This is a genomic window from Myxococcus sp. AS-1-15 (assembly GCF_020037055.1).
Lineage (GTDB): Bacteria > Myxococcota > Myxococcia > Myxococcales > Myxococcaceae > Myxococcus > Myxococcus fulvus.
This window is the reverse complement of sequence record NZ_JAIQDF010000021.1, coordinates 71,594-91,240: the sequence shown is the minus strand read 5'-3', so window position 1 is coordinate 91,240 and position 19,647 is coordinate 71,594. Positions and strand designations below refer to the sequence as shown.

At 69.6% G+C, this 19,647-nt stretch carries 18 protein-coding genes; 3 read left to right on the top strand and 15 right to left on the bottom strand.

The features are described 5' to 3' along the window. Positions 1 to 19: 19 nt before the first annotated feature. Together K8625_RS38895 and K8625_RS38890 are read right to left on the bottom strand one after the other, a co-directional pair. Positions 20 to 859 (bottom strand): 5'-nucleotidase C-terminal domain-containing protein, encoded by an 840-nt coding sequence (locus K8625_RS38895; RefSeq protein WP_046714520.1) that lies wholly within the window; start codon positions 857 to 859, stop codon positions 20 to 22. Next, complete coding sequence (locus K8625_RS38890; protein WP_370642027.1) at positions 859 to 3,846, bottom strand: TonB-dependent receptor domain-containing protein; 2,988 nt, start codon at positions 3,844 to 3,846, stop codon at positions 859 to 861. Before K8625_RS38890 ends, K8625_RS38895 begins: the two co-directional genes overlap by 1 nt. Positions 3,847 to 3,963: 117 nt before the next feature. On the opposite strand from K8625_RS38890, the gene K8625_RS38885 reads away from it, so the two are divergent. Next, positions 3,964 to 5,520 (top strand): ChaN family lipoprotein, encoded by a 1,557-nt coding sequence (locus K8625_RS38885; RefSeq protein WP_223785554.1) that lies wholly within the window; start codon positions 3,964 to 3,966, stop codon positions 5,518 to 5,520. Positions 5,521 to 5,574: 54 nt separating this feature from the next. Here K8625_RS38885 and K8625_RS38880 read toward each other — a convergent pair whose 3' ends face one another. The 10 genes from K8625_RS38880 to K8625_RS38835 all read right to left on the bottom strand — a co-directional run bounded on the left by K8625_RS38880 (position 5,575) and on the right by K8625_RS38835 (position 13,676). Further along, positions 5,575 to 6,462, bottom strand: a complete 888-nt coding sequence (locus K8625_RS38880) for a hypothetical protein (protein WP_223785553.1) — start codon at positions 6,460 to 6,462, stop codon at positions 5,575 to 5,577. 296 nt (positions 6,463 to 6,758) lie between these two features. Next, positions 6,759 to 7,157: a hypothetical protein gene (locus K8625_RS38875; protein ID WP_223747524.1), complete on the bottom strand. Its 399-nt coding sequence runs from the start codon at positions 7,155 to 7,157 to the stop codon at positions 6,759 to 6,761. Between the two features lie 136 nt (positions 7,158 to 7,293). Further along, positions 7,294 to 7,827, bottom strand: a complete 534-nt coding sequence (locus K8625_RS38870) for a hypothetical protein (protein WP_223747523.1) — start codon at positions 7,825 to 7,827, stop codon at positions 7,294 to 7,296. Positions 7,828 to 7,929: 102 nt separating this feature from the next. After that, complete coding sequence (locus K8625_RS38865) at positions 7,930 to 8,724, bottom strand: class I SAM-dependent methyltransferase (protein WP_223785552.1); 795 nt, start codon at positions 8,722 to 8,724, stop codon at positions 7,930 to 7,932. Further along, positions 8,714 to 9,490 carry an SDR family NAD(P)-dependent oxidoreductase gene (locus K8625_RS38860; protein ID WP_223785551.1) on the bottom strand — a complete coding sequence of 259 codons (777 nt, stop codon included), beginning with the start codon at positions 9,488 to 9,490 and terminating at the stop codon, positions 8,714 to 8,716. The genes K8625_RS38865 and K8625_RS38860 overlap by 11 nt, the downstream gene beginning before the upstream one ends. Before the next feature lie 153 nt (positions 9,491 to 9,643). Continuing rightward, positions 9,644 to 10,471, bottom strand: coding sequence for a 3-keto-5-aminohexanoate cleavage protein (locus K8625_RS38855; RefSeq protein ID WP_223747520.1), 828 nt, complete (start codon positions 10,469 to 10,471; stop codon positions 9,644 to 9,646). After that, entirely contained in the window at positions 10,468 to 10,866 is a 399-nt protein-coding gene (locus tag K8625_RS38850; protein ID WP_223785550.1) for a hotdog fold domain-containing protein, read from the bottom strand. Before K8625_RS38850 ends, K8625_RS38855 begins: the two co-directional genes overlap by 4 nt. Then, positions 10,863 to 11,648 (bottom strand): OAM dimerization domain-containing protein, encoded by a 786-nt coding sequence (locus K8625_RS38845; protein ID WP_141324213.1) that lies wholly within the window; start codon positions 11,646 to 11,648, stop codon positions 10,863 to 10,865. Before K8625_RS38845 ends, K8625_RS38850 begins: the two co-directional genes overlap by 4 nt. Positions 11,649 to 11,652: 4 nt before the next feature. Then, complete coding sequence (locus K8625_RS38840; protein ID WP_046714529.1) at positions 11,653 to 12,129, bottom strand: hypothetical protein; 477 nt, start codon at positions 12,127 to 12,129, stop codon at positions 11,653 to 11,655. Then, on the bottom strand, positions 12,126 to 13,676 hold the full coding sequence (locus K8625_RS38835; protein WP_141324214.1) for a lysine 5,6-aminomutase subunit alpha: 1,551 nt from the start codon (positions 13,674 to 13,676) through the stop codon (positions 12,126 to 12,128). The genes K8625_RS38840 and K8625_RS38835 overlap by 4 nt, the downstream gene beginning before the upstream one ends. Positions 13,677 to 13,936: 260 nt before the next feature. On the opposite strand from K8625_RS38835, the gene K8625_RS38830 reads away from it, so the two are divergent. Next, positions 13,937 to 15,469, top strand: a complete 1,533-nt coding sequence (locus tag K8625_RS38830; RefSeq protein WP_223785549.1) for a catalase — start codon at positions 13,937 to 13,939, stop codon at positions 15,467 to 15,469. An 81-nt stretch (positions 15,470 to 15,550) separates the two neighbouring features. Then, positions 15,551 to 16,171 (top strand): ankyrin repeat domain-containing protein, encoded by a 621-nt coding sequence (locus tag K8625_RS38825; RefSeq protein ID WP_223785548.1) that lies wholly within the window; start codon positions 15,551 to 15,553, stop codon positions 16,169 to 16,171. A gap of 22 nt (positions 16,172 to 16,193) precedes the next feature. Here K8625_RS38825 and K8625_RS38820 read toward each other — a convergent pair whose 3' ends face one another. From K8625_RS38820 to K8625_RS38810, 3 genes are all read right to left on the bottom strand, one after another. Next, positions 16,194 to 17,225: an L-erythro-3,5-diaminohexanoate dehydrogenase gene (locus K8625_RS38820; protein WP_223747518.1), complete on the bottom strand. Its 1,032-nt coding sequence runs from the start codon at positions 17,223 to 17,225 to the stop codon at positions 16,194 to 16,196. A 184-nt stretch (positions 17,226 to 17,409) separates the two neighbouring features. Next, a complete protein-coding gene (locus K8625_RS38815; RefSeq protein WP_223747517.1) occupies positions 17,410 to 18,417 on the bottom strand; it encodes an esterase family protein in 1,008 nt (335 codons plus the stop codon). 25 nt (positions 18,418 to 18,442) lie between these two features. After that, positions 18,443 to 19,513, bottom strand: coding sequence for a uracil-DNA glycosylase (locus K8625_RS38810; RefSeq protein WP_223785547.1), 1,071 nt, complete (start codon positions 19,511 to 19,513; stop codon positions 18,443 to 18,445). Positions 19,514 to 19,647: the final 134 nt, after the last annotated feature.

Genomic DNA, 19,647 nt, shown 5'->3' with positions numbered 1-19,647 from the left:
CGCGAACGGCCCCCGGCACTCAACCTCCGGCGGGCCGCGCGGGTCGTGCGCAGTTCGAGAACGTGATTCGCGGCTTCTCGGTGAGCGACTGCTCGGGTGAGGGGTGCATCTCCCGCAGGTACGCCGAGGTGATGTTCGCGTCCGTTCCTCCCAGCTTCCGCGCCTGCACCGGGAAGCGGTCCGGATTCTGTCCCGCGTTGCCGAACGCCTCCCCGTAGCCGTCGCCGCCTCCGAGCAGGAAGCTGGGCATGGCCACGCGGTAGCGGATGCTCGCGTCGTCACGCGGCGGCAGGGGCACGCTCTGCCCGTTCACCGTCAGCGCCTCCACGCGCTGGCCCCGGGGGTTCGCGCAGTTGACGTGCATCGTGGTGCCCTCGGACAGGTGCAGGAAGGCGCCGGACGGCGACGCGATGAGCTCCCCTTCCCGGTAGAGGCTGCCCACGCTGTTCTCCATCATCTTCACCAGCTCCGTCTCGGTGAGGTCCACGGACACCACCAGGTTCTCGAAGAGGATGACCTCGTGGAGAACACCGTCGGTGAGCGGGCCCTTGCGCAGCGCCTGGCGCGTGAAGCACAGGCCCTCCGCTCGCAGCGAGCCGCCGTTGATGACGCCCAGCACCGCGGGCCGGGCCGAGCCGTCCTCCGCGTGGCGGAACGCATCCGCGGCGGCCTGCGCCAGCGCGTTGTTGTCGTGCCAGACGAAGGGCTTGTCGAGCAGGACGTCCTGGCCCAGGTAGCCGACGACGGCGTCGGGGTCCGCGACGAGCGGCTGGCAGGAGTCGTTGTAGGAGATGCACCCGGCCAGGGGCGAGGCCAGGGCGCACGCGAGCGCGGCGACGAGGGACTTGGGCAGTGGCATCAGAAGTGAGCCCTCACGGTGAGGTAGCCGGACATGCCCTCGCGCGGGAGGTTCCCGGTGACGCGGTCGGGCCGCGGCACGTCGTCGCGAAGGTCGTGGTCGAAGACGTTGTGCGCCACCAGCGAGACCTCCCAGATGTCCAGGATGGGTTCGGTGCGAATCTGCGCGGTGACCAGGCTGTAGGCGGGGATCTTGTAGCGGCGCACCAGCTCCAGCACGGAGCGGCTGTTGTTGCGGCGCTCGGCGCCCGTGCGCACCACCACGTCGAAGTTCACCCACGCGCCGATGGGCATGGACACGCCCGCGTTGAAGCGCGCCTGCGGCGTGTCGGTGAGCAGCCGCGACTGCGAGGGCAGCTCCATGTCCTGCGCGCGGGAGATGCTCGCGTTGAACCAGGCGTTGGCGCGCTTGGAGGCCTCCAGGCGGGCCTCGCCCTCGATGCCGTACACGCGCACGCCCAGCTCGCGGTTGCGCAGCGGGACGATGTTGCCGGACGTGTCCACCGGGACGATGGGCGACGAGAACAGCTCCAGGTACGCGTTGGCGCGCAGCCGCACGCGCGCCTCGCCCGCGGACTGGATGAGGTCCGCGCCCAGCTCGAAGGTGTCCACGATGGCGGGCTGCAGGCTCGGGTTGCCCTCGAAGCGGCCCTGGTTGTAGTCGGTGTCGGGGATGCGCTCGACCAGTTCCTGCAGCGTGGGCGCGCGGAAGGCGCGGCCGTACAGGGCCTTGAGCACCAGCGCGTCCGTGGCGGAGAACACCAGGCCCACGCGTGGGTTGACGCGCGCCACGAAGCGGGTGCCGGTGATGTCGCCGCTCGTCCCCACGGTGGGCAGCTGCGTGGCATCCACGCGCACGCCGAAGGTGAGCGTCAGCGGCGCGATGACGGTCCACTGGTCCTGCGCAAAGGCGCCCACCGTCAGCCGGCGGGACGCCGCGCCGCCCGCCAGCTCCAGGAGGTCCGCCAGGCCCTCGGGCGTGGTGAAGCCGCCCGGGCGCACGCGCGCGTCCAGCGTGTAGTTCGTCTCGTAGGTGTAGTCGCCCAGCGACTGCTGCTCCACCACCGCGCCCACGGACAGGCGGTTGTTGGACGACAGGACGATGTCCGCGTCCACGCCGCCGGTGAGCGAGCGCACGGAAATCTGCGTCTGCTCCCGCAGGCCGTTGTCGAACAGCTGGTTCGAGTCCGGACCGGTGCGGAAGTTGCGAGGCGTGATTTGAAAGAGGCGGTCGGTGGTCTGCTGGTCGAAGCCGGCGCGCGCGCGCAGGAGGATCGACGAGCCGATGTTCTTCTCCCAGTGGACGTCCGCCATGAGCACGTTCCACTTCAGCTCGGAGTCTTCGGCCACGACGTCGAACAGGCCCAGCAGCGCGGTGCGGTTCTCGGAGAGGTAGCGCACGGAGGCGGCCAGCCGCCCGGCGTCGCCCATGGAGTACGTCGCGCCGCCGCCCACGTTGAGCAGGAAGCGGTCATCGCGCGTCCTGCCGGCGGGGTCCTCCACCGAGCGCAGGCCCTGGGAGGTGGACTCGTCATCCAGGCCGTCGTGCTCGATGATGTTCGCGTCGCCGGACTGGTTCCACACGTCCACGTCCGCGAACAGGCGCAGGTCCCCGAACGTGTGCCCCGCGGAGGCGTGCCCGTTGACGGTGACGGCCAACCGGTCGTCCTTCTCCGGGAAGCCGCCCGCGGACACGGCCGTGCGGACTCCGTCCGAGGTGTCCGTGACGATGTTGACCACGCCCAGGAACGCGCCCGCGCCGTACAGCGCGGAGCCCGGGCCACGGATGACCTCGATGCGCTCCAGGTTCTCCACCGGCAGGTTCATCAGCGCCTTGCCGTCGAAGAAGTTGTTGAGCCGGTGGCCGTTGAGCAGGAACAGCACCTCCGCGTCGTTGCGCAGGCCGCGCACCGCCGTGCGGTGGAAGCCCTGCACGTCGCGGCTCACGGTGAGGCCGGGCACCACGTCCAGCACGTCCGCCACCGTGCGCGCGCCGAGCACGCTGATCTGCTCGCGGTTGAAGGACGCGCCGATGGCCGGCACCTTGCGGACCTTCTCCTCGTGACGCGTGGCCAGCGCCAGCGTGTCCTCGGCGCTGTAGAGCGCCAGGTCGTCCTCCAGCTCCGTGCGCTGTGGGGCCGCGGGCTCGCCACGCGAGGAGCCCGTGTCACGGGACGTGTCGCGCGAGGTCGCATCCCGCGTGACGCCCGGCTCGCGCGCGGTCACGGCATCGCGTGAGGGAGACTCGCGCGAGGTCACCACGTCGCGTGAGGGTGACTCGCGCGACGACTGCGATTCACGCGTGGGGGCGTCTCTCGAGGTCGACGAGGTATCGCGAGACGCACGCGAGGAATCGCGCGACGTCGCGGACGTCCCCTTCGGCGGAGGCGTGGACGACCCGCGCGAGTCCCGGGAGTTCTTGGGCGTCGGCGGTGGAACCCCCTCGTTCAGGTCCGCGGTGAGCGCTGCCATCGAGTCGTCCTCTTCAGAAGAAGCGGAGGACGGACGCGGACGCTCGTTGGTGGTCGACGGCCTGGTGCTGGGACGCTCGTCGACGGTGGCCAGCGGAGGAGGCTCGGACGCGCCGGGCTTGCGCGCGGACGCGGGCGCTTCTCCGGCAACGAGCACGCGGGCGGGCCGCGACGCGGACTGGAAGATGGCGATGCGCTCGCCGTCGGCGGTGAGGCCCTCGACGTAGTACTCGATGCCAGGAGGCACCATGTGCTCGGGAGGGATGACGGCGCGATACAGGTCGCCGTACTGGCGCTCCATCGGCACGCGGGCGAACGGCTCTCCCGGGCCCCGGTAGCGCACCTGCATCTCCAGGATGCGTGCGCCCTCCACGAGGGTGCCGTCGAGCCGCAGCGGCACGTTGGCCTCCGCGCGTGCCGGAGCGGAGTGGAGAAGAGAAGGCTCCTCGGCACGGACAGGCACCGCCAGGAAGAGCACGAGGCTGAGGAGGGTCGCGCGAGCGAGTGTGTTCTTCAAGCTGACGCAGATGGTCCATTGAGGCCCTCCCCGAGTCAAGGAAGGGGGGCCCGAGGGCCCGAGCGCCGCCGATTTTTTGCCGGGTCTCCGAGGCCGTGCGAGGGATCGCCGCACTCCATGCGCGACTCGCTCGCCCTGCACCTTGCCCTCTTCCGTCGACAGCGGGCACAAATCGCCCGCGTGGTGGACGGGCAGACAGATGCCTTCCGCTCCTACGAGGCCCGCTACCGGCGGCGCACCGCCAGCTATCGGCGCGTCCTGCCTCTGAGCGACGTCCACCAGCGCGTGCGCGCCTCGGACGTGGTGTACGTGGGCGACTACCACACGCTGCCCCTGGCCCAGCAGACGTACCTGGAGCTCGCGGAGCGCGCCCTGTCCTCGGGCCGCCGCGTCGTGCTCGCCCTCGAGTGCATCGAGGGGCGTCACCAGGCCTCCATCGATGCGTGGGGTTCGGGGCGCCTGTCGGAGCGCTCCCTCTTCGCACGCCTGGGTGCTGGCACGGAGGGTGCGGGCTTCGGCCCAGGAAGCGCGCCGCGTGGCCTGCTCGCCTTCGCCCGCAAGCACCGCCTGGAGGTCCTCGGAATCGACCGGCGGGCCCAGGGTGAGCGCTCGCTCGCGCTGCGGGATGCGTACGCCGCCGAGCGCATCGCCCGCGCGGCCCGCGCCGAGGACCGGCCGTTGATCCTCGTCCTGGTGGGCCAGTACCACATCGCGCCGTGCCACCTGCCCGCGCAGGTGGAGCGGGCCCTGGGTGAGACCCAGCGTCGGGGCCTGGTCGTCTACCAGAACGCGGAAGGCGTCTGGTGGAAGCTGGCCCGCGACGGACAGATGGGCTCGGCCGAGGCCGTGGAGCTGGCCGACGACACCCTGTGCCTGCTCAACGCCTCCCCTGTCGTCTGTCAGCAGAGCTTCCTGGATTACCTGGAAGCCGAGGCGGGAGATGCGCCGTTGATGGACCGGGGCGCGTCGGAGCGGTTCCGGGAGATGGCGGCGCTCATCGGGCGACTGGCCGGTGTGCCGGTGGGTCGCGCGCTGGAGTCGGTGGAAGTCACCACGGTGGCGGACGGCGACGTGCTGGCGCGCATCCAGCGTCGGGGGCGCTTCACGCAGACGGAGCTGTCGCAGCTTCGTCGGCACATCCTGTCGCGGGAGAGCAGCTACATCCCGCGTGCGCGCACGGCGTACCTGGCGTCATTGTCGCTGAACCACGCGGCGGAGGAGGCCGCGCACTTCGTACGGCACTGCGCGGTGGGCAGCGCGATGGAGGAGCCCCGCACGGCGTCGGAGGCGTTCTACGCGCGGTGCATGGAGGAGGCGCTGGGCTTCTTCGGCTCGCGGCTCGTCAATCCCCGGCGCACGTGCCTGAACCTGGCGGACTGGGTGCGGCGCTTCGGCGAGACGCGAGGCGTGGACCGACAGGTCTCCGCGTTCGTGCTCGCCCACGCGGCCGCCGAGTTGGAGGCGCCCGAGGAGGCGGTGAAGCTGCTGCCCCTGCGCAAGGACCGGCTGTTCCATGGCGTCAGCCACGGCCTGGGGTACCTGCTCGGCGACAAGCTCTACCGCGCCTTCGACGCGGGACAGGTGGACAAGGCCGAGGTCCGCGCCCTCTTCCGCGACCCGTTCGTGGACGCGCGCGCCGCGTACTTCACCTGGGCGGAGCGCCTGCGCGACTGAGAGGCGGTGGCGCCCGGCATCCCCTTCTCCCAGGGTGACGGGCGCCGGCCTTCATCAAGGTGTCTCGAGCGTGCCATCCGGATTGAGGACGCGGACAATCTTCTCCTCGGTCGCGCTGACGACGTGGATCGCTCCCTCTCCCGTCAGGACATAGGCCGTGTTCGACTCCAGGGAGACCACGACCAGCACGCCGAGCAACCCGGGGTAGAGCATCATCAGCGCCAGCTCCGTCTCGAGCGGTCCCTCGAAGAGCAGATGGTCGTGCGCGACCCCCTTGTCCGAGCCTCCTGGCAGTTGCTCGGAATCGACCTCCAGGACGCTCGTGTGGAGCTTCACCTGCTCGACCACGCGCCGGCCATCCGCGGAGAAGCGGAACCGGAAGTCACCACCGAAGTACAGCATCCCCCGCTCACGGGTTCCCTGGAGCGTGTAGACGGTGAGTTCTCCCGATTCCTCGCCGAGCACCACGGGGTTCACCCTCTTCCGTCCGAAGGTCTCCACCGTGATGCGCTGCGCGGTCGCCACCGCACGAGCCTGCGGACTGAAGTCCTTGGGAAGCGACTCGACGGGAACGCGCTCCATCCGAGCGGGCTCTTCGAGTGGTGCCTTCCAGGCGAGCGCCGGGATGAAGTCCTCGTTCTCATCCAGGCTTCCGAAGAGCCCGTACCAGGCGCCTCCATGAGACGCGGTGACATTCATCCGCCTCCGAGCCGGTTCCACCCCGTGGTCCTTCGTCGCCAGGAAGGCATCCGTGGCGGCGATGGCCGCGTTCTCCGCGGCCACGATGGCGCGAGCGCGCGCCTGCACACGCACCAACTCCGCGTCGTCGACCCGAGCCCGTGAGGGTGACCGCGCTTTCACATCACCCGGGGACACACTCCTCGCCGGAGCCCCACAACCGACGACGAAGAAGACGAACGACACGACCACCAGCATGCGCATGAGAGACCTCGCTCCAAGTTGTCGAGGTCCTTCAGTGTGAGGGACGCGCCCGGCAGCGTCATCGTGTCCGCGGTGACGTGATGAAACGATGATGAGCGGGTCTCAGCCACGGCGTGGTTCATCACGAATGCTCGCGAGGCCATGATGAAACGATGATGAAAGAGGCCTCGCGTGCCGCGTGAGTCATCCGCACGGCCAAGGCTCACGGCGCCCCTTTCACCTCGAGTTCCACCACCGCGTCAGGACCTCGACGCGGCCCGGTATGGCCCGACACGCTACAGTCGCAGATGCACCGCTCAAGTCTTCGCGGGCGCGGTGGCCTTCAGCGCGGCCTTCACCTTCTCGTGGAAGGCGCGGAAGCGCTCGCGGCCCTGCTGCCGCTGCTCCTCAGTGAGCTGGCCTCCGGAGGCCTCGCGCAGCGCCTTGCGCTCCTCCTGGAGCTGCTTCGCCTCGGCCTTGAACTGGTCCGCCTGCGCCTGGGTGAGTCGCCCATCCACCACGGCGCGGTCCAACCGGTGCTCCATCCGGGCCAGCTTCCGCTCGCCCTTCATGCCCCGCTTGCCATGACGGCCGTGCCGCTCGCCGCACTCCGCCGCCTTGTCCTCCATCGAGGGCGCCGCGCTCTGCGCGAACACCGGGGTGGCCAGCAACAGCGACGCCGTGACGAGGGACCGCATGAGGAAATTCTGACGCATGGTGAGACGCTCCATTGGTTCGAGGAGCACGAGTCCAGCTCTGCTCGCGCCCTGTTGCCTTGGAGAACCCCACGCGAAAACGAAGGTTAAATCCCGCCCCGGCGCCACACCGGAGCGGGCCTGCCCGCCTGCTCTGCTACTGCTCCGCCACGCAGTCGTTGAGAGGGAAGGACAGGTCGTGCCGAGGCGTCTGCCCCGGGTCCTGGTTCACGACGGTGACCTCCAGCAGCTGGTCCGACGTCTCGATGGGATTGGCGAACACCAGCGACTGCCGGGTGATCTTCGCCGACGACATGAACGCCTTCGTCGTCGAGCCGTTGGCGTCACGACGCCAGCAGTTGGCGATGCGCGGGTCCGACGCCGCGAAGTTGCAGGACGTGTACTGCCCCACCACCTCGCGCTTCAACCGGATGCAGCGGCAGTCCCAGGGGTCGTACTCGAGCGTCGCCACCACGCCCTCGAACCCCGTCGCCGTCTCCTTCAACTCGAAGTAGCTCCCGTCCTGCGTCGTCTCGCAGTACAGCCGCACGTCACCCACCGCGCGGTCCTTCTTCTCTTCCAGCACCGCGCCCTCCCGCGACGTCACCGGCGAGGCCGACGGCTCACACCCCACGCCCAGCAGCGCGAGGCTCACGACACAGAACGAGGAGAGATTCCTGAGGGTACGCATATGCGCTCCTTGCGGGACGTCCTGGGGCATCCAGGACAGCCCGCATGGGAGTCCCCTCGGACTCCACGGCGCAATGAACTTCCACGTTCCTGGGACGAACGGTTACGGGAGCGGAGGCTTCACGGCGCGGGTGGCGATGAAGCCATCGATGTACTCGGAGAGCTTGTCGCCCGGACCGTAGCCGTCCTCGAAGAAGCCGGTGAGGACGAAGCCCGCGCGGAGCTGTCCGCCAATCTGATCCTCCAGGGAGTGGCCCACGCTGAGCGGCTCGTGCTTGTCCGTGTACCGGCGCCGCTCGACCTCCGTGAGGCTGGTGAAGTCCGAGTACGGCATCTTGTACTTGAGCTGCATCACGCCCTGCTCTTGCAGGTCCGGATCGAGCAAGAAGATGAGCGGGTTGCAGAAGCCCGTCAGGAGCGCGCCACCGGGCCGCAGCACGCGGAACGCCTCGCGCCAGACCGGCTGGATGTCGTCCACGAAGCCGTTGGAGCACGGGTGGAAGATGAGGTCGAAGCTGCCGTCCTCGAAGACGGACAGGTCGCGCATGTCCCCCTCCTCCAGTCGCAGCGTCAGTCCCTCACGCTCGGCCACCAGCCGGTCCTGCCCCAGCTGCGCCGGCGAGTTGTCGAGCACCGACACCTTCGCGCCCGCCGCCGCGAGGATGGGCGCCTGCTGTCCACCGGAGCCCGCCAGACACAGCACGCGCTTGCCAGCGACCTCACCAAACCACTCGCGAGGAACAATCTTCGTCGGCGTGAGCAGGATGCCCCACTCGCCCTTGCGCGCCGCCGCGATGACCTCCGGCCCCACCGGCACCGTCCACCGGTTGCCCAGGGACACCTGGCGGTTCCAGGCGTCGCGGTTGTGCTTCCGTACATCGATGGCATCAGTCGTCATGTAGCACCCGTCCTTCCATGCCTCCGGCGACGGTGACGACCTCACCCGTCACGTGGCCGGAGACGAAATCCGACGCGAGCATCACCACCGCGCGCGCCACGTCCTCGGGCTGGCCCACCTTGCGCAACGGCATGGTGCGCGTCACCCGCTTCACGAACCCCTCCGCCTTCAGCTTGTCGCGGTTGCGGTCCACTTCCGTCCAACCGGGGCACACCACGTTGACGCGGGCCCGCGGCGCGATGCGGCCCAGCTCGTTCTTGAGGCTGCGCAGGAATCCGCTCGCCAGCGCGCCCTTGGCCGCCCCGTAGTCGGCGTGTCCCGCCTCGCCGAACAGGCCCGCCGTCGAGCTGACGATGACGATGTTGCCTACGCCCGTCGTCTTCACGTGGCGCAGGAAGGCGCGGCAGCACAGGAAGACACTGTCCAGGTTCTCCGCCAGCGTGCGGCGCCAGCGCTCCAGCGACATCTCCCACACCGGCACGTCCGGGGCCGGGTACACGCCCGCGTTGCACACCAGCACGTCCAGTCGGCCCAGCGCCGCCACCGACGCGGGCACCAGCGCGTCCACCTGGGCCTCCACCGTCAGGTCCGCGCCCACCGCCGCGCCGCCCACCTTCCCCGCAAGCTCGCGCGCCTTGGCCTCGCGGGAGTAGTAGTGCACCGCCACCTTCGCGCCCTCGGCGGCGAAGGCCTGGACGATGGCCGTGCCGATGCCGCCCGCGCCGCCCGTCACCAGGACGCCCTGCCCCTTCAGCTCCGTGTCCATGCGTACGACTCCTCGGAAGTGAGTGGGACCCTCACGCGCCGGAGTCCGGGCGAACGAGCGGCGTCCGGCGAACGCCGACGCGAAGGGGCCCAGGTTGCTGACATGTTCTGGAAAGAAAACCGCCGACACACTTGAGTGTGTCGGCGGCGGGGTTCAGCTCAGTCTCAGCAGCTTGCGAGCCTGCTCGGGAGTCGCGGGCTCCCGGCCGTGGGCCCGGGCCCTTCTGGAGGCCTCGGCCACCAGCTCCCAGTTGCCCTTCGCGAGCACGCCCTTGGACACGTAGATGTTGTCCTCCAGGCCCACGCGCGCGTTGCCGCCCCGCTTCGCGGCCTCGTCCACGAACGCCAGCTGGAAGCGCCCCACGCCCGCAACCGTCCAGGTGCTGCCCTCCGGCAGCGAGGCGATCATGAAGTCCAGCACCTCCGGCCGCGCCTGCAGCGTGCCCGGCACCCCGAGCACGAAGTCGAAGTGCGCGGGCAGATCCACCAGGCCCTCCTTGGCCAGGTAGCGCGCCTCGTCGATCATGCCCACGTCGAAGCACTCCAGCTCCGGCCGCAGCCCGAGCGCGCGGATGCGCCTGGCGATGTCACGCACCAGCGGGCGGGGATTCCAGAAGACCTCCTCGCCGAAGTTGACGGTGCCCGTGGTGAGCGTGGCCATGTCCGGCCGGTCCTCGCCCGTCAGCGTGAGCGGCCCGCAGCGCTGGTCCACCGTCATGCCCACCGCGCCGCCCGTGGAGGTCTGGATGAGCACGTCGGTGCGCTTGCGGATGGCGCGGATGGCCGCCCGGAACAGCTCCGCGTCCTGGGACGGCTTGCCGTCGGGCGTGCGCACGTGCAGGTGCACCATGGCCGCGCCGGCCTCGCGGCAGCGCGCCGCGTCCTCGGCGATCTCCTCCGCGGTGATGGGCAGGTGCGGCGTCTGCTCGCGCGTCGTCTCCGCGCCCACCATCGCCGCGGTGATGACCATGGGAGTGCTCATCGCTGACCTCGCTGCTTGTCCTTGGGAACCACGCAGGTGCCCGAAGCACGGCACACGACGAGGGGCTCCGGCAACAGGTCCGCGGCCGAGTCATTCACATCCGGACGCGGGCGGATGACCTTGCGCGCCTCGAAGCGCATCTTGCGCGACGTGTTGCCCGCGCTGACGATCTCTCCCTCCGCCTCGATGAAGTCCCCCGCGTACACCGGCGCCAGGAACTCCACCGAGTCGTACGCCCGGAACAGGCCCTCGTCGCCGTCGGCCCGGATGCACAGCTCCGTGGCCACGTCGCCGAACAGCCCGAGCATCCGCGCGCCGTCCACCAGGTTGCCGCCGTAGTGCGCGTCGTGGCTGCTCATGCGCAGGCGGATGATGGCCTTGGTTCCCGTGCTCATGAGGGCTCTCCCTGGTAGTGCATGTCCTGGGGCTCCTTGCCCAGCTTCTTCAGGAGCGCGTGGACGATGTAGTTGGCCACGTCGGAGGGCTTGGTGCCCGGACCGAAGCCCGCGTCGAAGCCCAGCTCCAGCGCCAGCTTGTGGTCCACGCGCGGGCCGCCCAAGAGCAGCTGCACCTTGCCGTGGATGCCCGCCGCCTTGGCCGCCTCGATGAACTGGCGCGAGTTGTCCTTGTGCACGTCGCGCTGGGTGACGACCTGGCTCACCAGGATGGCGTCGGCGTTCTTCGCCATGGCCCGCTTGATGAGGTCCTCGTTGGGCACCTGGCTGCCCAGGTTGAACGCCTCGAACCCGGGGTAGCGCTCCAGGCCGTAGTCGCCCGCGTAGCCCTTCATGTTCAGGATGGCGTCGATGCCCACCGTGTGCGTGTCGGTGCCGGTGCACGCGCCGAACACGACGATGCGCCGGGCGACCTTCTCCTTGATGAAGGCGTTGAGGTCGTCGAAGGACATCTTCTTCACGACGACTTCGGGCACGTCGATTTCGGCGTAGTCCAGCGTGACGCCCGAGCGGGCGTACACGATGAAGAACGTGTAGCTGTCCGCGGCGCGCTCGGCGGCGGCCACCTTCACGTCGGTGAACCCCATCTTGCGCGTGAAGACGGCGGCGGCCTCCTTGGCCTTCTCCGACAGGGGCACCGGCAGCGTGAACGACAGCTGCACCACGCCGTCGTCCCGCCTGTCTCCGTAGGGACGGATGATCTGCTTGCTCGGCTTCACCATCGCGTCATTTCCCCCGCGCCCGCTGGAACTTCACGCTCCCGGCCACCTTCTCCGCCAGGGGCGCGAAGCGCTCCTTCTTGCCCTGCTCCAGGTGGAAGACCACGGACCACGTCGTGCGGCCGTCACAGCCCACGTACGTCCAGGTGTCCACCAGCGCCCCGTTCGTCGACGCGTCCGTGTCCAGCCGCCGCGCCGCCGGCTGCCCGCCGACCTTGAGCTTCTCCCAGCCCGTGCCGCCGCTGCCGGTGACGATCTTGTCCACGCAGACCTGCGCCTTCATGCCCGCCGTCTGCACCGCGCCCACGTCGACCAGGAAGTACGCGTCCCCGCTGGGCGCCGTGAACTTCGCCGTCCCGTCCTCGTTGGAGCGCGTCCACGCGGCCGGCACCTGCACGGCCACGTTCTTGACCTGGAACTGCGTCAGCGCGTCCGCCGAGCCACCCGCCGCCATCACCACCGTCAGGATGGTACCGACAATCATTGTGCCTCCAGGATTTCCAGGAACGGATTGAAGTAATCGGGGGCCTTCTCCAGCACGCCGTCCAGACCCTTGCCGCCGGTCTCCTCGCGCTTGACGTCGCCGAAGTGCCCCTTGCCGATGGCGGCCACCATGCCCTCATCCCGGCACTCCTGGAGCAGCTTCATCGCCTGGGCGAACACCTCACGCGCCCGGTTGGCGATCTTCCCGTCCTCGCGGACGGTGAACTCCTCGTCGATGCCGCGCGCCGCGCGGTGGATGTAGTTGGCGGACTTGAGCGCCACGTAGCGGTCCGCGAGCAGCGGCGTGTGCATGGCCTCGGTCATCATGCCGAGCAGCTGGATGCCCTGCCGCGTCCAGATGGCCACCAGGTCCGCCATCACGTCGTACGCGTGGCTGAAGAAGATGTCCGTCTCCTTGTGCTTGGTGGGCGGCATGTACTTGAGCGGCGCGTCCGGGAAGCAGCGGCGCACCAGCATCGCCTGGGACAGCTCCAAGAGGAGCGTGTCGTCGCGGTACGGGTCGATCTCGTACGAGTGGCCGATGCCCAGCTGCCAGTCCTTGAGGCCCGCGCGCTTGGCGAAGCACTCGTTGATGAACTGGCTGGCGATGACGGTGTGGGCCGCGTCGTACGCGTCCGCGGTGGTGATGTAGTTGTCCTCGCCGGTGTTGATGATGATGCCGGCCAGGGCGCAGATGCGGCGGCTGAAGTACTGGTCGATGAACGTGCGCCGCATGTTGATGTCACGGAAGAGGATTCCGTACATCGCGTCGTTGAGCAGCATGTCCAGCTTCTCGTAGGCCGCGCAGAAGGCGATCTCCGACATGCACAGGCCGGACGAGTAGTTGGTGAGCTGGATGTAGCGCTTGAGCTTGCGGCTCTCGTCGTCCAGGGCCTCGCGCATGATGCGGAAGTTCTCCTGGGTGGCGTAGGTGCCGCCGTAGCCCTCCGTCGTCGCGCCGTGGGGCACGTAGTCGAGCAGCGACTGCGCGGTGGAGCGGATGACGGCGATGACGTCCGCGCCCGCCTGGGCCGCGGCCCGGGCCTGGTCCACGTCGTCGTAGATGTTGCCCGTGGCGACGATGACGTACTTGTGCGGCGCCGGCGACATGGGGAACTGCTTGCGCAGCTCCTCGCGCGCGGTGATGCGCGCCTTCATGTCCTCGAAGGCGGAGCGCGCCTCCGAGCGGACCTCGTCGCGCAGGTTCTGCTCGACGTCGGGGGACAGGGGGCCCAGCTTGTCGGTGGGCAGCGCCGTCAGCCGCTCCACGGCCTCCAGCGGGCTCTTGGCGCCCAGGTGCAGCGCGCGGCCATACCAATAGGCGGCGCCCCGGTTGAGGACGCCCGCGGCCTTGAGCTTGTCGACCATCAGGTTGGCGAGCGGCACCCCTCGCGCGCCTGCTCCGGAGATTCCGAAGAAGCGCAACACGGTGCGCTCAATCGATACAGTGGTGTTACGGCGGATGAGGTCGAAGATCGGATTGACGATCTCCTCCGCCAGAGTGCGCGCATGCGCAATCTGCGCGTCGTCGATGAACGGGCCTGGCATGGGCGCACCTTACCCGCCCGAACGCCTACAGGAAGCGCTGAAGCATACCGGGATGGCGCTGCCGCACCGCATTATCGGTTGGCCAACCCCGACACCGAAATAACAGCGCCCACCCCACCGAGGGAGCGGTGCCGCCACCGAAATACCGGTGAGCCTGGCCTTCCAACCACCTTCAAGCGCTCGGAATTATTGGATTCCAAGAGACGGCACGGTGCGTGCTTTGGAGCGGCTCCGCCTCATCCCCCGAGAGGAGTTTCCGCATGAAGACGCGTTCGCTGCTGCTGTCCGCCGTACTGCTGAGTGGTCCCGCGCTCGCGGCCAATCCGCCGCCGCTCACCACGGATACGGGTGCCGCCGTGGGCACCAACCAGAGCTCCAAGACGGCGGGTCCGCGCGGCGGAATCCTGCTGGAGGACTTCCACCTCATCGAGAAGCTGGCGCGGTTCGACCGCGAGCGGATCCCCGAGCGCGTGGTGCATGCGCGCGGCGCGGGTGCGTACGGCGTCTTCGAGAGCTACGGCAACTTCTCCCACCTGACGCGCGCGTCCCTGTTCGCCAACAAGGGGAAGAAGACGCCGATGTTCGTGCGCTTCTCCACCGTCATCCACCCGTCCGGCTCGCCGGAGACGCTGAGAGACCCTCGCGGCTTCGCGCTCAAGTTCTACACGGACGACGGCAACTGGGACCTGGTGGGCAACAACCTGCCGGTCTTCTTCATCCGCGACGCCATCAAGTTCCCGGACATGGTGCACTCGCTCAAGCCGTCGCCCGTCACCAACAAGCAGGACCCGAACCGCTTCTTCGACTTCTTCTCCCACATCCCCGAGTCGACGCACATGCTGACGCAGCTCTACTCGGACATCGGCATCCCGGCGAACTACCGGCAGATGAACGGGCACGGCGTGCACGCGTTCAAGTTCGTCAACGCCAAGGGCGAGTACAAGTACGTGAAGTTCAACTGGGCCTCGCAGCAGGGCGTCAAGAGCCTCACCAACGAGGAGGCCGCGCGCATCGCCGGCGAGGACCACCAGAACGCCACCACGGACCTGTACGCGTCCATCGGCGCGGGGAAGTTCCCCTCGTGGGAGCTGTCGGCGCAGGTGCTGGACCCGAAGGACCTGGACAGCTTCGCGTTCAACCCGCTGGACCCGACGAAGGTCTGGCCCGAGGACAAGGCGCCCTCCGTCAAGCTGGGCAGGTTCACGCTCAACAAGCTGCCGGACAACTTCTTCGAGGAGACCGAGCAGTCGGCGTTCTCCCCCGGCGTGCAGCCCTCCGGCATCGAGCCGTCCGAGGACCGCCTGCTGCAGGGCCGGCTCTTCTCCTACGCGGACACGCAGCGCTACCGCGTGGGCGCCAACTACCAGTCGCTGCCCGTCAACCGCGCGCGCGCCTCGGTGAACAACAACAACCAGGCCGGCGCCATGAACGTGGCGAACACGAAGTCGGACGTGAACTACGAGCCGAGCATCGCCCGCGAGTCGCAGGAGGCCCCCCAGCACCTGTTCTCGCGGCTGCCCCTGTCCGGCACCTCCCAGCAGCAGCCCATCGAGAAGACGGACAACTTCTCGCAGGCGGGCGCGTTCTACGTGGCGTTGGACCCGGCGGCCCGTGAGCGACTGGTGAAGAACCTGGCCGGGGACCTGGGCCAGGTGCGTGACGCCCGCGTGAAGGCGCGCATGGTGGGCCACTTCTTCGTCGCCAACGAGGAGTTCGGCACCAGGTTGGCCAAGGCGGTGAACGTGAAGGTGGATGACGCCCGCGCCGCCGTGGCGCCGCTCGCCACCCGCTGAAGCGCTCCTGAGTGAAGCACCGGGGCCCGTGCCTGCGCACCGGCGCGGGCCCCTCCCCTCTCGTCCGCCTGGAGGATGGACATGTTCCGCAAGCTGCTCCTCGGAGCCCTCGGTCTGCTGGTGTTGGTGTGCGGGGTGGTGACGGCCGCGTGGTACTCACTGAAGGCCGAGCCCGTGCCCCAGGGACGGCTGCTCGCCGCGAACGAGGCGGAGCGCTACCTGCTCGCCGCAGCGCGGGTCGGTGACACGGAGGTCGTCGCGGGCCTGGTGAAGGCGGGCGCTTCCGCGGAGGCCCGGGACGAGCGCGGCTTCACGCCGCTCATCCTCGCCGCCTACCACGGGCACCTGGACACCGTGCGCGTGCTGCTCTCGGCCGGGGTGGACGCGTGCGCCGGGGACCAGCGCGGCAACACCGCGTTGATGGGCGCGGCGTTCAAGGGCCATGCGGACATCGTCGCGCTGCTCAACGCGCAGCCGTGCGCCGTGGACCAGGCCAACAGCCTGGGCCAGACGGCGCTGATGTTCGCCTCGCTCTTCGGTCGGCAGGAGGTGGTGGACGCGCTCCGACAGAAGGGCGCGTCCGAGGAGCTCAAGGACGCCAGCGGTCGCAGCGCGGCCGACTGGGCCCGGACGCAGAGCGCGCCCCAGGCCCCCGTGGCGCCCGCCCCCGAGTCACCGGAGGACACCGCCGCCGCGAGATAGCCTCGCGACGGGAGGCCGCCGCTCAGACGTAGCGCGTGGCGAAGAGCTGGAGCAGCGCGGGCTCGGTGCGCAGCAGGGCCAGGGTGAGCGAGGCGTGGCCGGGCACGTAGCCGTTGCCCACCAGCATGGTGACGTCCTTGCCCACGCCCTCCGCGCCGAGCGCGGCCGTGGTGAAGCTGGTGGCCATGGAGAAGAAGATGGCCGTGCCGCCGTCCTTCACCGAGAGGATGGTGGCCATCTCCGTGTTGCCCACGCTGGCGCAGTTCACCACCAGGTCACAGAGCTGACCGCCCGTGGCCTGGCTCACCGCCTCCATCACGTCCACGCCCTGCGTCGCGTCCACCTTCAGCGCGACGTCACACAGGCCGATGGCCGTCAGCGCGTCCAGCGCCGGCTGCGACACGTCCATCGCGATGAGCTGTCCCCGGCTCTCCAGGTTGCGCCGGGCCTGGGCCAGACACAGCGCGCCGCTCTTGCCCGCGCCCAGCACGGCCACCGTCATGCCCGGCCGCACGTAGCGCGCCACCAACGCGGGCGCGCCACACACGTCGAGCGCCGCCAGCGCCAGCGTGTCCGGGAGGTCCGCCGGCAGCTTCGCGTAGATGCCCGTGGCGAAGAGCAGCGCGTGGCCGCGGATGTCCAGGCGGTCGATGTCCACGTGGACCGCCTTCACCTCCTCGATGACCAGCGGCGTCAGCGTCAGGCTCACCAGCGTGGCGATGCGGTCGCCCACCTGGAGCTGCCCCCGCGCAGGGTGCTTCGCGCCGATCTCCTTCACGCGGCCAATCAACATGCCGCCCGAGCCCGTCACGGGGTTCTGCATCTTGCCGCGCTCCAGGACGATCTCCTGGATGCGCGCGCCGATGCGCGCCGGGTCTCCGCCCACCTCGCCCTTGATCTGCTTGAAGGACGCCGCGTCGATGTTGAGGCTCTCCACGTCGATGAGCACCTCCGAATCACGGCACGGCAGCGAGGGGTCCAGCTTGCGCGCGCGCTGCGGCAACACGCCCTTCTCGCCGACGACGCGGGACAGCCCGTAGAGGTCGTTGCTCATGTTCCATCTCCCTGAAGGTCCATCCGCGCCCGCAGCCGAGCGGCCTGTCGCGCGGGAGTCCTGCGTCTATCCGCTCCGCCGGGGGGATGGCCAGCGTCACGTCGCGCGGCCCCCACTGCCGAGGGCCCTCCTGTCAGCAAGAGGGCCCTTCCGGACACAGCACCGCGCGAGCCTGGGTGAAGGGCTACTCCTGGGAGAGCTTGGGCAGCAGCACCGAGAGCGAGCGCTCGAAGCGATAGGACACGCCGGAGTGACCGTCCTCGAACTCCTCGTGCACCAGGTCCACGCCCGCGTTCTTGAGGTCGTCCGCCAGCATGCGCGTGCCCCAGCGCAGGTTGAACTCGTCGCGCGTGCCGCAGTCCAGGAAGACGCCCTTCAGCTTGCGGAAGGCATCCAGGAACTTGGGGACGAAGCGCACCGGATCATGCACCAGCCACCGGTTCCACACGTCCAGCTTCAGCCGGCCCGTCTGCGCGTCGAAGGGCAGCTCCAGGTTGAGCGGCTCGCCCTTCTTCGGCGAGTACGCCGCCGCCATCGCCAGCGTGTTCACCACCGGGAAGTCGTCCCCGCGCATCTTCGTCTCGCGCACGCGCTGACGGAACTCTCCCTGCCAGGACTCGATGCCGCCCGACTTCAGCAGCGAGCTGGCCGCCTTCGGGAGGTCCGGCAGGTAGCAGTACTCGAAGTAGGCGTCCGCCGAGTGCGCGCCCAGGAGCGAGAACACCTCCGGGTGGTAGCGCCCCATCACCAGCGCGCCGTAGCCGCCCGAGCTGTGCCCCAGCACCGCGCGCGACGCGGCCCTGGGCAGCGTGCGGAACGTGCGGTCCACGAAGCCCACGATGTCCTTGGCCAGGTAGTCGCGATACCGGCCGATGGCGTCGCTGTTGATCCACTGGCTGCCGCCGAGCGACGTCCACGCGTCGGGGAACACGCCCACCACGGGGGGCACCGCGCCGGACGCGATGAGCGCGTCCAGCCGCTCGGGCACGGACGGCGCGAAGCCCGAGGCGTTGGTCCACGTGCCGCCGCTGTTGCCGAACGCGTGCAGGAAGTACACGGCCGGGTAGCGACGGTCCGACTCGGCGTACCCCGGCGGCAGGTACACGGTGAGCTTGCGCCGGGCCGGGTCGCCCAGCGGGTTGGACTCCAGCGCGGGCGACTGCACCTCGCGCGTCTCCAGCAATCCCTTCATCCGAGTCTCCCCCTTCGCGGCCGCGCTATGCGCGCGAGCCCGGGTTCTTGCCGAATATCTTCATCACGGCTTGCAGGTCCTCCCACGCCTTGCGCTTCTCCGCGGGATTGCGGAGCAGGTACGCGGGGTGGAAGGTGGGCATGAGCTGAATGCCCTCGTAGACACGCCAGGCCCCGCGCATGCGGGTGATGGGCGTCGAATCTCGAAGCAGCGTCTGCGCCGCGAACTTGCCCAGCGCCACCACCACCTTCGGCTGGAGGGCCGCGAGCTGCGCGCGCAGGAAGGGCTCGCACGCGGCGATCTCATCCGGCTCCGGGTTCCGGTTGCCCGGGGGCCGGCACTTCACCACGTTGCAGATGTAGACGTCGTCGCGACGGAAGCCCATCGCCTCGATCATCTTCGTGAGCAGGTCTCCCGCGGCGCCCACGAACGGGAAGCCCTGCAGGTCCTCGTTCTCGCCCGGCCCCTCGCCCACGAAGACCAGCTCCGCGCGCGGGTTGCCCGAGCCGAAGACGATGTTCTTGCGCCCCGTGCACAGCTTGCAGCGCTGGCAGTCGCCCAGCTCCCGGCGCACCTGGTCCAGCGTCGGCCGCTCGCCGTCCACCACGCCCGGCAGCGGTCCGCTGCCCGTGGGGGACGACCTCGGCACGTCGAGGAGCATCCCGTTCGAGGCGGAAGGCGCGGTGGTCCCCCGCGCCGCGAGGGGCGCGGGGCCCGGCGCGCGGGGAGCGGGCTCCGTGGGGGCCAGTGGACGGCTCGATGGCAAGGGAGTCGCCTGGCTCGGAGCACTGGCGGCGCCCACGGGCCGCTCGAAGCGCGAGGTGCCCGGGCCCGGCGGCGCGTCGCCCGGACGCGACATGGGCGTGGTCGCCGTGGACGGAGCGGGCTTGCGCTCGGCCGGTGCGGGCTCGGTCGCTGGTCCGGGACGGGCGAACCGGGAGCGCAAGGAGGGCGTCAGGCGCTGGAGCTCGGCCGCCGCCTTGGCGTCGATCATCAGCTGACGCCCGCCACCGTCCTCCTGCCAGAGCAGGTGACGGCGCACATCCTCCAGCACGGCGCTCAGTTCCTGCGTGGCTTCGGGCGAATCGTCGTTCACGATGACCGATCGGTATCGGAGGGCAGGCCCGGGCGCAAGGAAGCGGACATCCATCCTGGGCGGACGCTCCTCCACGGGGCGGCCCGGACCTCCCTCACAGCGTCAAGTTCCCCACCACACCGCGTCACGGCCGG

Excerpts from the sequence above, each read along its gene's own strand:
- K8625_RS38830 (WP_223785549.1), top strand. The coding sequence starts at position 13,937 with ATGAAGACGCGTTCGCTGCTGCTGTCCGCCGTACTGCTGAGTGGTCCC.
- K8625_RS38885 (WP_223785554.1), top strand. The coding sequence starts at position 3,964 with ATGCGCGACTCGCTCGCCCTGCACCTTGCCCTCTTCCGTCGACAGCGG.
- K8625_RS38820 (WP_223747518.1), bottom strand. The coding sequence starts at position 17,225 with ATGAGCAACGACCTCTACGGGCTGTCCCGCGTCGTCGGCGAGAAGGGC.
- K8625_RS38825 (WP_223785548.1), top strand. The coding sequence starts at position 15,551 with ATGTTCCGCAAGCTGCTCCTCGGAGCCCTCGGTCTGCTGGTGTTGGTG.
- K8625_RS38835 (WP_141324214.1), bottom strand. The coding sequence starts at position 13,676 with ATGCCAGGCCCGTTCATCGACGACGCGCAGATTGCGCATGCGCGCACT.
- K8625_RS38855 (WP_223747520.1), bottom strand. The coding sequence starts at position 10,471 with ATGAGCACTCCCATGGTCATCACCGCGGCGATGGTGGGCGCGGAGACG.
- K8625_RS38845 (WP_141324213.1), bottom strand. The coding sequence starts at position 11,648 with ATGGTGAAGCCGAGCAAGCAGATCATCCGTCCCTACGGAGACAGGCGG.
- K8625_RS38870 (WP_223747523.1), bottom strand. The coding sequence starts at position 7,827 with ATGCGTACCCTCAGGAATCTCTCCTCGTTCTGTGTCGTGAGCCTCGCG.
- K8625_RS38850 (WP_223785550.1), bottom strand. The coding sequence starts at position 10,866 with ATGAGCACGGGAACCAAGGCCATCATCCGCCTGCGCATGAGCAGCCAC.
- K8625_RS38865 (WP_223785552.1), bottom strand. The coding sequence starts at position 8,724 with ATGACGACTGATGCCATCGATGTACGGAAGCACAACCGCGACGCCTGG.
- K8625_RS38815 (WP_223747517.1), bottom strand. The coding sequence starts at position 18,417 with ATGAAGGGATTGCTGGAGACGCGCGAGGTGCAGTCGCCCGCGCTGGAG.
- K8625_RS38895 (WP_046714520.1), bottom strand. The coding sequence starts at position 859 with ATGCCACTGCCCAAGTCCCTCGTCGCCGCGCTCGCGTGCGCCCTGGCC.
- K8625_RS38875 (WP_223747524.1), bottom strand. The coding sequence starts at position 7,157 with ATGCGTCAGAATTTCCTCATGCGGTCCCTCGTCACGGCGTCGCTGTTG.
- K8625_RS38880 (WP_223785553.1), bottom strand. The coding sequence starts at position 6,462 with ATGCGCATGCTGGTGGTCGTGTCGTTCGTCTTCTTCGTCGTCGGTTGT.
- K8625_RS38860 (WP_223785551.1), bottom strand. The coding sequence starts at position 9,490 with ATGGACACGGAGCTGAAGGGGCAGGGCGTCCTGGTGACGGGCGGCGCG.
- K8625_RS38840 (WP_046714529.1), bottom strand. The coding sequence starts at position 12,129 with ATGATTGTCGGTACCATCCTGACGGTGGTGATGGCGGCGGGTGGCTCG.